We start from the raw sequence: 12,503 nt of genomic DNA, 5'->3' as shown, positions 1-12,503 counted from the left end.
AGAAATCAACGCTCTAGGGGCTTTGTCTTTCCAGGGAAGTCCAGCCCCATCCAGTTGAATCTAGGATCTGTTGGGGGTAACTTCTGGGGTAACAGACCTACCCCCACGGACAGTTACCCCCATGCCCCTGACCGACACCCAGATCAAGAAGGCACGACCCGGCGACAAGCCCGTCCGCCTATACGACGAGCGCGGGCTGTACCTGGAGGTACGCGCGACGGCTGACGGCGGCGCCTCGAAGTGGTGGCGCTTCAAGTACCGGTTTGGGGGTAAAGAGAAGCTACTCAGCCTGGGCACTTACCCCGACACCAGCCTCGCGACGGCCCGCAGCAAGCGCGACAAGGCGCGCGAGCAGGTGGCGCAGGGGATCGACCCCAGCGCGGCACGCAAGGCATCGGAAGCCAGCCGCACCGCGGCCGCTGAGGGCAGCTTCGAGGTGGTCGCACGCGAGTGGCACGAGGTGATCCACCAGAAGAAGGTCAGCGAGGGGCATGCGGCTCGCACGCTGATCCGCCTCGAACAGGACGTGTTCCCATGGCTCGGTGGCCGGCCGATCGGCGAGATCACTGCGCCGGAGTTGCTGCAGACGCTGCGGCGCATCGAGGCGCGCGGCGCTATCGAAACCGCGCACCGTGCGAAGCAGGCCTGCGGCCAGGTGTTCCGCTACGCGATCGCCACCGGCCGCGCAGAACGCAACCCCGCGACGGACCTCAAGGACGCGCTCAAGCCGGTGATCGTCGAGCACATGCCTGCCATCACCGACCCGAAGCGCGTCGGCGAGTTGCTGCGCGCGATCGCAGCCTACAAGGGACACCAGGTGACGAGGGCGGCGCTGCAGTTGGCTCCCCTTGTGTTCGTCCGCCCCGGCGAACTGCGTAAGGCCGAGTGGGCCGAGCTTGATCTCGACGGTGAGGAATGGCGTATCCCGAGCGAGCGCATCAAGCGCACGAAGCAGGAGAAGGCCAGCGGCGCGCCGCATGTGGTCCCGCTGTCCAGGCAGGCCGTCGAGATCCTGCGCGACCTTAAGCCGCTCACGGAGTACAGCCGCTATGTGTTCCCGAGTCTGCGCACGCGCGAGCGGCCTATGAGTGATGCCGCCGTGCTGGCCGCTCTGAGGCGCATGGGGTTCCCGAAAGAGGAGATGACCGGACACGGCTTCCGTGCGATGGCCCGCACGCTGCTTGCCGAGCGCCTGGGAGTGGACGAAGCGGCGATTGAAGCGCAGCTTGCGCATGGCGTGCGTGACAGCCTTGGTCGGGCCTACAACAGGACCACTTACCTCGAGCAGCGCCGGCAGATGATGCAGACTTGGTCCGACTACCTCGACAAGCTGCGTGACGGCGCAGACGTGATCCCATTCAGGGCAGCCTAACAATGGCCAAGGCACAAGTAGCCCCAGTGGTGACCTATACAGTACTAGGCGAGCTGCACCCCAGCACGGACGATGAGCGCAAGCGCGCAGAGGCGTCGGCCAAACGCAACCGGATCCTCATGGCGCTCGCGCAACTTGAGTTCGATGCTCGGTCTGACGACGAGTTGCGCGCTGAGCTTTTCGCGGTCGCCGGCAACGTGGCTAGGGAAAAGTCCGAGTGGCTGGAAGAGCTGCGAGAGGCATCGGCTCGACCAAAGCACAGACCGAAGAAGTGGACCTATGGCCGATGCATGGTCTTCCTCATTGACTACTTCCTCAGGATCAAGGCTGGCCATCGTCGCGCGGACATCGTTGGGGACTTGAGACGCGAGTACGAACTCCGGACCGATGGCGCGGTTGATGATCGGATTGGCGATTGCTTAGCTGAGATCGGTGGGATCGATCGACTTCCTGAGACTCTGCGCGAGACTGCCAAGCTGCAGCGAGAGCGACGCAAACGGACAACGCCGCGTCTTACCCGTCAAAAGTAGCCCAGTTCTACCGAGCGTGACGCATCGATAGTCCAAGCCTAAAGTGTTCCAGATCCAACCGATCTGGAGCACAGATGGCAGAACGCCACCAAGTCCGCCCGAGCCGTGCGGTCCTTGCACGAGGTTTCGATGAACTTCCCGATGCCGCACTAGTAAGCGTCGACAGTTGGGCAGCCATTCAGGGTGTGTCGCGCTCAACAGCGTGGGCGCGAATCAAGAACGACCCGCAGCACCCTCAAACACTACAACTTTCCCGTGGTTGTACGAGGCTGAGGGTTGGTGACTGCCGCGCATACCTGCGGGCGAAGCAGGCAGGCGGTGCAGCATGAGCACCGACCATCCCTACTGCCCGCCCGAGGCGGCAGAGATCGCTGCCGGCGCCGTGGATGCACAGCAACTAGCGGAGGGAATCGCCGCGGGCCGGCTCAAGCCCGATAGCGCTTGGCTCTGCTTCCTCCAGCTTCAGGCCCGGCACGGAGGCATCGGTTCTGCGGCCTGCCGCAGCTTCGTGCTCGAACTGGCCAAGCGCGCGGGGGCGCGATCGTGAAGGTCAAGCATCGCGATCTCACTCCCCAGCAGACCCTGGAACTCGCGGAGCAGTGGCTGCAGCGGCAGAGGAAGTTGCTTGCACAGTGCCACGGCAATGATTGGGAGAAGCACCGCGAGTGGATTGAGGGCTACCTACTCGAGGAGGTACGCCGGCGCCTGATAGCGCGAGGCTGGAGGCCGCGCGCATGACCGCACCCCTCGATGAAGTGCTGGGTCTCAAGTGTCCGGACGCGCCTTACCCGTGCGGTCGCACTGTCGCAGGAGTTGACTACTCGGACGAAGCCGTTGAGGCGCGCAAGCAGGCCAGGAGGCGGGCCAATGAGGTATCGCGCTCCGACCAAGCCGGATTGGACGGCGATCTCAAGCTCGCATTCGCTCGCTTCGCCGTGACTCGGGAGCAGGTAGAGAACATGCAGCAGACTCGAATGCTCTATCACAACATGGTCGGGCATCAGCACTTAGCTGTCTGGTGCGCGCCAGCAGGAGACGGCAAGACGACAGTCGCTCGTGCCTGCGCTGCGGACTTGGTCAGGGCCGGGTTCGCCGTGCTGTTCTACCAAGAGGATGCTTCGGCCGGCGACTTGGCGGAGCAATATCGACACTCCAGCGAGAACGGCTACCTACTCCTCAACAGCACGCTCGGGAACGGTGCGCCTGAGGACATGCTCGGCCTCTTGAGACAACTCGTGCGAAGCGAGATCAGCCTCGACAGCTGCGTCCTGATCTTCGACACGCTGAAGAAGTTCGCCGACCTGATGAGCAAAGCTGGGACGCGCGAGTTCCTGAGGCTGATGCGATCACTGACGCAGCGCGGCGCCACGGTAATCCTGCTCGGCCACACGAACAAGCACAAAGGCCCGGATGGCAAGCTGATGTTCGAAGGGGTCGGTGATGTGCGTAACGACGTGGACGAGCTGCTCTACATCGAAGCCACCGATAAGGACGCGCGCGGCATCCGCACCCTGACCATCCGACCAGACAAGGCTCGCTGCGCCGTTAAGGACGCGACGTTCGAACTCGACACGAACACGCGCGAACTGCGCCTCCTGGACCGGGTTGTCGACGTCTGGGCGATCCTGCACGCCAAGCAGCAGCGTGAGGACGATGAGCCCCTGATTGATGCAACCAAGCGCGCCCTGTCTTCCGGTGGGCTGAACTACACGGTGCTGGTGGATCGCGTCATCGCCGATTCCGGCCGCTCGCGCGCCACCGTCGAACGCGTCATTCGGCGCTATTTGAGCGACCAACTCGGCGACCCGAACGCCTTGTGGCTCGAGACGCGGCTGCGACTGAACAACACGCGCCACATCGCGTTGATGCCTCGGGAAGTGAAATGAATCTGCCCCCTCTGGAAACTGACATTCCTAATGAACCCAGAGAACCTGGGGAACGTAGGGAACCCGGGAACCCAATGGCGGTGCAGGCTAGCGGTTGGCGAGCTTCGCAGCGAGAGCCGACCCGCGGTTCGGTTTCCCGGTTCCCCGGTTTCCCAGAGGGGGCAGAAGCTATCGGCGGGACCACAAGACATGCGACGGAGAGTCTCGTGCTTGACGCCGAGGTTTTGTCACCCGACCCCATCCCCTGCGGGAGCATCCTTGCTCTTGACCTGGGCACGAAGACCGGCTGGGCGCTCCGGAACGTGGAGGGGCGCATCCTGAGCGGAACCGTCTACTTCAAGCCCGGCCGCTTCGAGGGTGGCGGAATGCGCTACTTGCGCTTCCGCAAGTGGCTGACCGAGTTGAAGGCCACCGGAGACTTCGCCGCCATCTACTTCGAGGAGGTACGCCGCCATGCCGGCGTCGATGCTGCGCACGTCTACGGCGGCTTCCTCGCCACGCTGACCGCCTGGTGCGAGCACCATCAGATCCCCTAGCAGGGTGTGGGCGTCGGGACGATCAAGAAGTTCGCGACAGGCACGGGAAACGCTGACAAGTCGCGCGTCATTGCGGCCGTGCGCGCCCTGGGGCTGGACCCCGGCGACGACAACGAGGCCGACGCGATCGCACTCATGGCGTGGGCGCTGGCGACCGGGGCGCACAGAGCATGACCGACGCCTGGGCTTTCCTCGTCAGCCTGCTGGTCGACCCGCCGGCCGGCCGACTCGTGATCGAGCGGCTGCAGCGGCTGCCTGCCACGATCCGCGGCTGGAGGTGCAGGAACGATCTGCAGTCGCGCCGCGCCGCGATGTTGGACATCCAGCATGCCCCGTTGTGGCGAGCGCTGGCTCGAGAGGTGGAGCCGATCGAGGAATGACCGCGCCGCGGTGCCGAATCATGCCCAGAGGGAAGCTCGTCGACACGGCCACTCTGTGCGCGAATCACGCACGGATCAGGGCTGACCTGCTGGGCTCCAACGTCGCCTGCCGCTTCGTGCTCGTGGCGCTCGTCGACCAGGCCGTGGCCGCGTCGAAGCGCAACGCCGACTGTGGGCGCCGCAACGCACGAACCCGAAAGCAGGGCTTCGATGACGCAATCGCCGAGGCTGCCAAGGTGGTCCCGCTCGCGAGGCTGGACTTGCCGCAGGCCGTGAACGCGGTGTGGCTCCGCATCTCTCACCTCGGCCCGGACGTGTTCGGTCTGGAACGAGTACCCAGCAAGAGGACCATCCGCCGCGTCGTTCGCGCGCTGCAGGGAGCGACGGACGCGTCTTTCCCTGCTGGGCTGATGCAATCGGCTTTCGTCGCTACAGCCCTTGAAGGCTCCCATGTCTGAAGCAGCCACCATGCAGGGCGATCGGCCTGCCGATGGTCTCGCGCCTTCCACCGCGGGCCCACCGTTTCGCCACAAGCCGGCCGAGGAGCCCGTGAAACGCGTGATCAGAGCCATCCCTGGGGGACCGCGCCACGTCGTCTTGCAGGAGACTGTCAACGCACAATGGGTCGTGTACGGGGGTCCCGAGTACGAGCTGGAGGACTTCGAGCGCCCGGAGGTCTGGGTGGCCGCCGGCCAGCGCATGAAGCTGTACGACCACGTTCGCGTCATCCAGTCCGAGCGGAAGCCGCCGCGTGTGGTCGAGGGCCTGGTTGCAGACGATGACCCCGCGCGAGTGCGCCTGAAGGTGACGGCTTGCGTCGAGATGTCGCCCCTGGACGACCTGGTCCCGCTGGGCGATACCTGTCCCCCGACTACCGCATCGTGCTTTCGCCTGCCGGCGATTCGTCGAGGCGCCAGGTGATTCGCGACAACCCCGTCGTCGGCGAGTCCGTCGTGATCTCCAAGGGCAGGTCCGGCATCATCGACCACGAGAGCGCGCCGGCTGGCGATCGACCACTACAACGCGACTGTCGGGCCCGCGGCAGCGAGGCGTCGATGAGCAGCATGCACCCCTGTGTGATCCCGGAAGGAAACTTGCCCGATGACCTCCCCTTGCGCATCGCCAACGCTCGAGGCAATGACGGACGCGCAGTGTTGAAGGACCCCCGCGTGGTAGTCCCCTTGCTTGGTCTGGCCCAGCGAGCGCCCACGTTCGACAGGGGCGACGGCAGCCTGGAGGCGCAGATCGCCGCGATCGAGACGCTGATGCGCGACGACCGCCAGCGCTACTTCGCTGACCCTGCGCTGCAGTTGCGTGCGCGCCGCCTCTACGCCCAGCGGGACGCGAAGAGGCTGTGACGTGATGGCGAGGCCGACTATCTACACAGAAGACCTCGGCGTCGAGATCGCTTGGCGGTCGGCCGAGGGCAAGTCGCTCAAGACCATCTGCACGGGTCGCGGCATGCCATCCGTTCGCACGGTGTTCCGCTGGCGCCGCGATCACCCGGAGTTCGCTGCGTTGCTCGACCTGGCGGTGCTGGATCGGGCGCAGCTCTACGTCGAGCAGACCATCGACATCGCGGACGAGCAAGCCGCCGATTCAGCACAGGTGAGCCGCGCGAAGAATCGCATCCAGGCTCGGCAGTGGGCTGCCGCGAGGCTCAACCCTGCCAAGTTCAGCGAGCGACTAGTGGCCAGCCACATCACCCCAGCGGAGGAGGCTCGGCCATTCGCCCCCGAGAGTCCGGACCTAGGCATAGACCTCGCGCGAAGGATCGCCTTCGTGCTCGCCAAAGGTGTCCAGTTGCGGCGAGAACGCAATGCGAAAGACCAAGAAGCCCGAACCGACGCCAGCGCCCAAGCCGCGACCGTTGCCGGGTGACGCCCACCTGATGCGCAGCATTTCGGCGCACGTCGCCGAGCTGCAGGGCGAGAACATGCCTACGAAGCAGGCAGCCAGTCAGTCGCTGGATCACAAGCAAGTCATCGCAACTGCCGCGGCCGCCACCGCTGTGGAGGCACCCGTCGAGCATTGTGGATGTGCCGGCGAACAAGGCCTGCCGGGCTGGGACCGCGAGATCGTCGTGCGCCACGGGCGCATGGCGCTCAGGAGCCGAGTTCGCTGCCGATAGGAGTGCAGCATGGGACGGTAACGTTTGAGCTGAGGCGCGAGCGCCGGTGTGGCGCTTGGCCAGCGAGACGGATGATAAGAATGACTGGCTCGCGGGCCAAGTGCCATGCCGGTGCGAGTCGGCTCCAGCGAAGGGTTAGGCCGCTGTGTTTGTCCGCCTATTTGGCCGGCACGGGTTCCGTGCCAAGAGTCGGTTGACCTTCCTTCTCGGCGCTACGATCGAAAACAAGCGTCTTCCCGTACACGAGCTGAACCCAAGTTGGGTATGTGTAGGCTGTCCCCTTGTTGTGGTCAATGATCGCGCCAATGCCGCCGCCAAGAATGATGTTGCCGAACATTCCGGCGTTTGCTCGGGAGATGGCACGTGCAGATGCATCCGGGTTTTCCGGGTGCTTGCAAAGGATGTCCAAGTCCTTGCTTGACCGACGAACTTGAGTGGTATCACCGGACTTCACCGAGACGCTGCCGTAGTCGTTGGTGAGTTTGCACTCGGCTCCGGCGACAACTTGTCCTGCCTCGGTCTTGGTTTCCACCTTCATTGGGTGGGTTGAGTCATTGACTACTGATGCACAGCCCGTGAATACAATGCAGGCCGAAACGATAGAGATGCGCTGAAACATTGAACTCTCTCTCCTCGATTGTGAGAAGTTCAGTGTATGGGCGCCTGCCACCAACTACGCGTGGTGTTTTCCTCAGCGGCCTAACGTTTGAGCTGAGGGGCCGGAGCCGGAATGGCGCTTGGCCCGCGAGGCGGAGCATAGACCTGCAGCGCTTCGCGGGCCAAGTGCTAGGCCGGTGGAGGTCCCAGCTCGAGCGAAGGGTTAGGGCGCAGCCGCAGTCTTGACAGGGACCGTTGTGTTCTGCGTTGGGGCACCGCGACTGGCTGTGGACTCGTACGCCTCAATCAAGCGAGTGAACAGCGCGCTCACCTCTGCGTCCGAGACCGCACCATTCAGATGAAACTGGCATAGTGCATAGACACCGGTCCGAAATGCATCAAGCGCCGGAGTTCTCTCCGCCAGCAGAACCACAGAACTCTCGACACGATCGTTGACGTTGCCCTCGGCAGTCGCTTCCGCATTCAACTTACCAGACCTCGCGTTCGCCTTGAGAGAGGCTGCAAGATCGGTCTTGAGGCCAGTCGCCGAGTCTGGGGGCGGTTCGGCGCAGAAGCGCCCTTGGTTCTCGCCGTTCAATCCGACCAGTACGGTGCGTCTATCCGCGGACAGTGAGACCGTCGCAACCGAGCTGCCGACGTTGTCCTTGACGACCGATCGGTTGTAGAAGGCTGTGAGCTGAGACGCGCATCCGGTCAGAGATGAGGCAAGTAGTGCGATCAATAGTCGAGCGGCCATAGGAACCTCACAGAGTCACAGTGAGGTCCCAGCATGAAGCGATGAGGCAGTTTCGCATCAGCAAGAGTGATGATCGGTGCCACTGCGCCCTAACGTTTGAGCTGAGTGGGCCGCCGCCGGCAGAGGCGCCTGGCCCTGGAGGGGACGATAAGTCTCTGGCCCCGGGAGGGCCAGGCGGCTCTGCCGGTGGCGGTCCGCTCGAGCGAGGGGTTAGGCAGCACTTTAGCGAAGCTTCGTCTTGGCGAGCCGTTTCGCGTTTGCTACCGCCTTTCGATGGACCGGCGCGATACCCTTTGCGAGCACGCCGAGAGCGGCGCCCTGCAACTGCGCTGCGAGTGCAAGTGGTGACGGACCTCTGCGTAGCGAGGGAAACCAGAAGGAGCGAAGCATGGACATGGCCAGGGCCTGATTCGCGCGCGCTGTTTGCGCGGCCATCGCAACAAGCGCTTCGGTGAAAGCCACCTTCTTCTCGTCCACCATCCGCTTGAACTCCTCGCGGTCGCGTTTTGACATGGGCGTACCGGCGATAGCCATGCGCGTGACCCGATGGGAGACAACCTGGGGAACGGCGACCGAGAGTTGAGCGGTCTTGGCAGCGATGGACTTGGAGTTGCGGCGAGAGGTCATGTTGGCCCTTGGGTGCAGGCGGACTGTAGACCTCGCTAGACAGGTCGTAGCGGCGTGGGCTCCGAAGACCACTTCCCGCACAGTACGGGGCGCTCGGTAGGTGCGGACAGGACGAAGGCGGGATCAGGCTTCTGCTCAACAACACCACGGCGCCTGTGTCTGCCGAGTTTGAGCTGAGGGGCCGGCACCGGAAGGGTGCCTTGGCCGCGAGGCGAATGATAGACAGCGAGCGCCTCGCGGCCAAGGTGCCCTGCCGGTGGAGGTCCCTCTCGAGCGAAGGGTTAGGCCGCACTCTCTGGGCTTCGATTCAGGCGTGCCGGAAGGTTGATACCTCCGGTGCCGCGTGCACAACCGCTAGCTATGTGGCACAAGTCACCGATGGTGGCCGAACGGGCGGCTACTGAATCGGTAGACGAGCAGGAGCACCGTTGGCCAGAAGACGGTGTTTAGAAGGTCGTGGAGGCTGGCCTCCCAACGCCAGTACCCGAGGCTGCGAACGTCGTCGTGCCAATCCAATGCTTCGCCCACTGAGGCGAGCAGAACGACCGCGAACCAGGGGACAAGAGATCCAAGCGACCTACGGGTGATGGCGGCCACAGAGAAGAAGGCGGCAAGGCCAATGTGCAGGTGCAATACATCCCTGGACAAACCAGTTGCAGCGACGATTGCCATCTTTGCTGACTGCACGAGCGACGCCTCCATGTGCGGCCTAACGTTTGAGCTGAGCCGACCCCGGCGGTGAAGCGCTTGGGCCGCGAGGTGCATGATGTCAGCGAGCGCCTCGCGGCCCAAGCGCGTAGCCGGTGGGGGTCGGCTCGAGCGAAGGGTTAGGCGTCAGTCTTCGGTAACCTTCACTGTAACGATTTCGTCGCCGCCGAGGCCAAGTAGGCTGGGATTCTGAATTACCAGTTGGCCAGTTGAAGGGAGCGTGCAAGAGCCTGCATAGCTCTTTGTTTCAGCGCTGGTCGCGCAACTCGAACCGCCTGGCCAAGAGACAACTACGCCGTTGTTTGATGAAGTGATCGACGCATGGTAAGTGCCTGCACCGAGGGCATATGAAAGCTGTACGCCCTCCGCGATGACCTTTTGCTCATCGACGAGCGTCCGTGAATCACTTCCGCCGCCACCGCAAGCGGACAAGAGCCATGCGACGGCGAACGCTGCAAGAGCGCAAGTTGGAGTATTCAAAGGTTTCTCCCAAGTTATGAAATCGTGCGATCTGGCGCACGTGAGGGAGCGTACCTGCAATAAGAGTGAAATGCGGTAGACAAGCGGTCAAACGTGAAATCTGACGCCTAACGTTTGAGCTGAGGGGCCGACGCCGGGATGGCGCTTGGCCCGCGAGGCGGAGCATAGACCTGCAGCGCCTCGCGGGCCAAGTGCCATGCCGGTGGAGGTCCCGCTCCAGCGAAGGGTTAGGCAGCACGCCGCGCTGTGGGTCAGAGATGCCGGCGTGGTGCTGTGTATCCCCCGCAGGGACGCGCGGCGGGCCTTCGCGCTTCCCGGCCCCCGCGAGAGCCCGCGCAAGTGGAGCGAGGTAGTACCCGTCCGGCTCCGAGACTCGAGTGTTCTACTCTTCAATGGCGACTAGCTTGCCATCGCTGAAGTACAGGAAGCGTCCTCCCCCGTACACCCATTGCTCTCGAATACCCTGTGCGGTCGTCAGGCGCCGCGTGTAGTTTGGTCTTCCCCAATTCGATCCTTCGACCACCTGCAGCGCCGTCATTCCTATGCGGACGCCAGGCAGCTTCGATCGTCGTTCACGTTCGTCGCGCGCGCTGCGTTCGCGCCGTTCCTCCTCACGGGCGCGCTTTTCTTCATCCCGAAAAGTTTGAGACAACGAATCGCTGCCAGCCAAGCACACCGCCTTTGCCCGTGCGGCGCGTGCGATGTTCAGATCGAGAGATTTCTTCTGGAACGCCCGCTGTTCATCGCTTGCTTCGGGGTTCCTAGTTGCGAGCAAGTCCTTGTAGTAGCGAACGTTGACCATTGCACTGGAATACTGATCGCAAGGGTGAACGCCGCCGACTGGTTCTTGCTCTGCAGATTCAGCCCCTCGTGCCGTCGAAACCGCAAGCCAAAGCACGGCGATCAGCATTCGAACCGACGACTTCATAAGCCAACTCCAAGTACCTATGCAAAGAACACTACACACGATCTCCCCTTCGCCCCGAACTCCGCCCTCATCTTTGATGCAAGTCAATGGTCGGAACGGAGGTTGGTCACCAGCCACATTGAGCCTGGGCGGGTGGAACCAGCCGAACCTGGCGTTGCAGAAGACGTGAACAGCGAGCCCGACTCGTAGCCGTTTCTTCGCGGCCCATGGCCGCGTCGCAGAGGGGGCGAAGCGCCATCTTCAGCCGATGCTGCCTAACGTTTGAGCTGAGGCGCGAGCGCCGGTGTGGCGCTTGGCCCGCGAGGCGCATGATGACAGCGAGCGCCTTGCGGGCCAAGTGCCATGCCGGTGCGAGTCGGCTCCAGCGAAGGGTTAGGCGCCCGCGCTTGTGCTTGTACTAGCTGCCCGTTGCCGACTAGTGCGGTAAGCTCGCCGGGCATAAAGATTCTCTGGTGACTAGGAGTTGTACGTGAAGTGGATGTCGATTGTTCTCGCTGGAGCGTTGCTTGTGGGCTGCGCATCTCCGGGGGAAATTGCTAAGCAATCGGTCGCAGGGCGATTCGAGAGCAAACTGAGCGCCAAGCGGTTGGCTGGATGCATTGATGCGAACGGCGAGAACTTACTTTGGGCTGGCGCGTTTCGCTCAAAGATTCGCGATACTGGTGATGAGCCACTCGTTGTGATTGTTGAAGAGGCTGGCAACAAGTACGTGGCAGCAGTCGTGCACGTTACGACACGCGACCAGGGTTCCGTCGCAGAATTTCGATATGGTGGTGCAGTGGAGTTCGACGAGAAGATTTGGCCGGGCAAGTGGCAGAACAAGCTTGTTGCGGGCTGCAGCTAGAGGCCGGCAAGGCTCGTTTGGGTTGTAGGGCGCCTAACGTTTGAGCTGAGGCGCGAGCGCCGGTGTGGCGCTTGGCCCGCTGGACGGATGATGGACCACTCCGGGAAGCGGGCCAAGTGCCATGCCGGTGCGAGTCGGCTCCAGCGAACGGTTAGGCGGCGCTGGTTGCTTAGTAGCGAAAGGCTCCCTTGCAGTGCGGACAAACGTAGTCGGACTGGCCAACCGCTGCTGGGACCGTGTGGTGACAGGTCGGGCAGTGCACCAAAGTCGGAGTGACACCTGGCGCCGTGGTGATGGGCGGCGAGGGCCGAGTGAGCGCAATGATTCCCGCTGAAGAGATTGGGGCCTTTTGCGCCGCTGACGCCTTGGGTGTTGCCGGTGACCTGGGCTTTGCAGGTGGCTTGGGGTGTACGGGTACTTTGTGCTGTGGGCTTACCTGGGCTACTGGGGCGAGTTGGGTGTTGGCCGGCTCTTGCGCTCCGGCCTTGGCTGGGCACTGAAAACCATGCTTCTGGCGCAGGATGATGGAGAACTTCTCCTTGAGTGGCTTGTTGCTGAGAAGCGAATTGATCGCCTTACAGCACGCAACTACGTTCTCCTCTGCGCTGTTGCCCCCGTTTGCTTGTGCCAACAAGTGTTCGATGCTCGCGTCTGCTCTAGCCAGCGGCTGCTTGCAGAAAAAGCACTCCCCGCCCTGTTCGAATAGAAGTCGATCAAGTTGCTTCAT

16 protein-coding genes and 1 pseudogene are annotated in these 12,503 nt (G+C 63.1%); 12 read left to right on the top strand and 5 right to left on the bottom strand.

What is annotated here, in order from left to right:
* Window positions 1-121 precede the first annotated feature (121 nt).
* From Q0599_RS15540 to Q0599_RS15490, 11 genes and pseudogenes are all read left to right on the top strand, one after another.
* Window positions 122-1,372 carry an integrase arm-type DNA-binding domain-containing protein gene (locus Q0599_RS15540; RefSeq protein ID WP_298831111.1) on the top strand — a complete coding sequence of 417 codons (1,251 nt, stop codon included), beginning with the start codon at window positions 122-124 and terminating at the stop codon, window positions 1,370-1,372.
* Between the two features lie 2 nt (window positions 1,373-1,374).
* Entirely contained in the window at window positions 1,375-1,902 is a 528-nt protein-coding gene (locus Q0599_RS15535; RefSeq protein WP_298831109.1) for a hypothetical protein, read from the top strand.
* Between the two features lie 325 nt (window positions 1,903-2,227).
* Window positions 2,228-2,449: a hypothetical protein gene (locus tag Q0599_RS15530; RefSeq protein WP_298831106.1), complete on the top strand. Its 222-nt coding sequence runs from the start codon at window positions 2,228-2,230 to the stop codon at window positions 2,447-2,449.
* A gap of 187 nt (window positions 2,450-2,636) precedes the next feature.
* Window positions 2,637-3,788, top strand: coding sequence for an AAA family ATPase (locus tag Q0599_RS15525; protein ID WP_298831103.1), 1,152 nt, complete (start codon window positions 2,637-2,639; stop codon window positions 3,786-3,788).
* Window positions 3,789-4,027: 239 nt separating this feature from the next.
* Window positions 4,028-4,498 (top strand): annotated as a pseudogene (locus Q0599_RS15520) (crossover junction endodeoxyribonuclease RuvC).
* On the top strand, window positions 4,495-4,704 hold the full coding sequence (locus Q0599_RS15515) for a hypothetical protein (protein ID WP_298831101.1): 210 nt from the start codon (window positions 4,495-4,497) through the stop codon (window positions 4,702-4,704). Before Q0599_RS15520 ends, Q0599_RS15515 begins: the two are co-directional and overlap by 4 nt.
* Complete coding sequence (locus Q0599_RS15510) at window positions 4,701-5,162, top strand: hypothetical protein (protein WP_298831098.1); 462 nt, start codon at window positions 4,701-4,703, stop codon at window positions 5,160-5,162. Before Q0599_RS15515 ends, Q0599_RS15510 begins: the two co-directional genes overlap by 4 nt.
* Window positions 5,155-5,625, top strand: coding sequence for a hypothetical protein (locus Q0599_RS15505; RefSeq protein WP_298831095.1), 471 nt, complete (start codon window positions 5,155-5,157; stop codon window positions 5,623-5,625). The genes Q0599_RS15510 and Q0599_RS15505 overlap by 8 nt, the downstream gene beginning before the upstream one ends.
* On the top strand, window positions 5,622-6,062 hold the full coding sequence (locus Q0599_RS15500) for a hypothetical protein (protein WP_298831092.1): 441 nt from the start codon (window positions 5,622-5,624) through the stop codon (window positions 6,060-6,062). Before Q0599_RS15505 ends, Q0599_RS15500 begins: the two co-directional genes overlap by 4 nt.
* 4 nt (window positions 6,063-6,066) lie before the next feature.
* Window positions 6,067-6,585 carry a hypothetical protein gene (locus Q0599_RS15495; RefSeq protein ID WP_367180967.1) on the top strand — a complete coding sequence of 173 codons (519 nt, stop codon included), beginning with the start codon at window positions 6,067-6,069 and terminating at the stop codon, window positions 6,583-6,585.
* A gap of 10 nt (window positions 6,586-6,595) precedes the next feature.
* Window positions 6,596-6,835 carry a hypothetical protein gene (locus tag Q0599_RS15490; RefSeq protein ID WP_298831086.1) on the top strand — a complete coding sequence of 80 codons (240 nt, stop codon included), beginning with the start codon at window positions 6,596-6,598 and terminating at the stop codon, window positions 6,833-6,835.
* Between the two features lie 157 nt (window positions 6,836-6,992).
* On the opposite strand, the gene Q0599_RS15485 is transcribed toward Q0599_RS15490, so the two are convergent.
* The 4 genes from Q0599_RS15485 to Q0599_RS15470 form a co-directional block, all read right to left on the bottom strand.
* Window positions 6,993-7,454 (bottom strand): hypothetical protein, encoded by a 462-nt coding sequence (locus Q0599_RS15485; protein ID WP_298831083.1) that lies wholly within the window; start codon window positions 7,452-7,454, stop codon window positions 6,993-6,995.
* A gap of 957 nt (window positions 7,455-8,411) precedes the next feature.
* Complete coding sequence (locus Q0599_RS15480; RefSeq protein ID WP_298831081.1) at window positions 8,412-8,816, bottom strand: polyhydroxyalkanoate granule-associated phasin; 405 nt, start codon at window positions 8,814-8,816, stop codon at window positions 8,412-8,414.
* 372 nt (window positions 8,817-9,188) lie between these two features.
* A complete protein-coding gene (locus Q0599_RS15475; protein WP_298831078.1) occupies window positions 9,189-9,518 on the bottom strand; it encodes a hypothetical protein in 330 nt (109 codons plus the stop codon).
* Between the two features lie 868 nt (window positions 9,519-10,386).
* Complete coding sequence (locus tag Q0599_RS15470) at window positions 10,387-10,914, bottom strand: hypothetical protein (protein ID WP_298831076.1); 528 nt, start codon at window positions 10,912-10,914, stop codon at window positions 10,387-10,389.
* Between the two features lie 487 nt (window positions 10,915-11,401).
* Between Q0599_RS15470 and Q0599_RS15465 the strand changes: the two genes are divergently transcribed.
* The gene (locus tag Q0599_RS15465; RefSeq protein WP_298831074.1) at window positions 11,402-11,776 is read left to right on the top strand and encodes a hypothetical protein; all 375 of its coding nucleotides are present in this window, start codon (window positions 11,402-11,404) and stop codon (window positions 11,774-11,776) included.
* Window positions 11,777-11,945: 169 nt separating this feature from the next.
* On the opposite strand, the gene Q0599_RS26205 is transcribed toward Q0599_RS15465, so the two are convergent.
* Window positions 11,946-12,503: an HNH endonuclease gene (locus Q0599_RS26205; RefSeq protein WP_367180956.1), complete on the bottom strand. Its 558-nt coding sequence runs from the start codon at window positions 12,501-12,503 to the stop codon at window positions 11,946-11,948.

It is taken from the genome of uncultured Piscinibacter sp. (assembly GCF_937952055.1).
Lineage (GTDB): Bacteria > Pseudomonadota > Gammaproteobacteria > Burkholderiales > Burkholderiaceae_C > Piscinibacter.
Note: the sequence above shows the minus strand (reverse complement) of the source record. Positions and strands in the feature narration are given on the sequence as shown.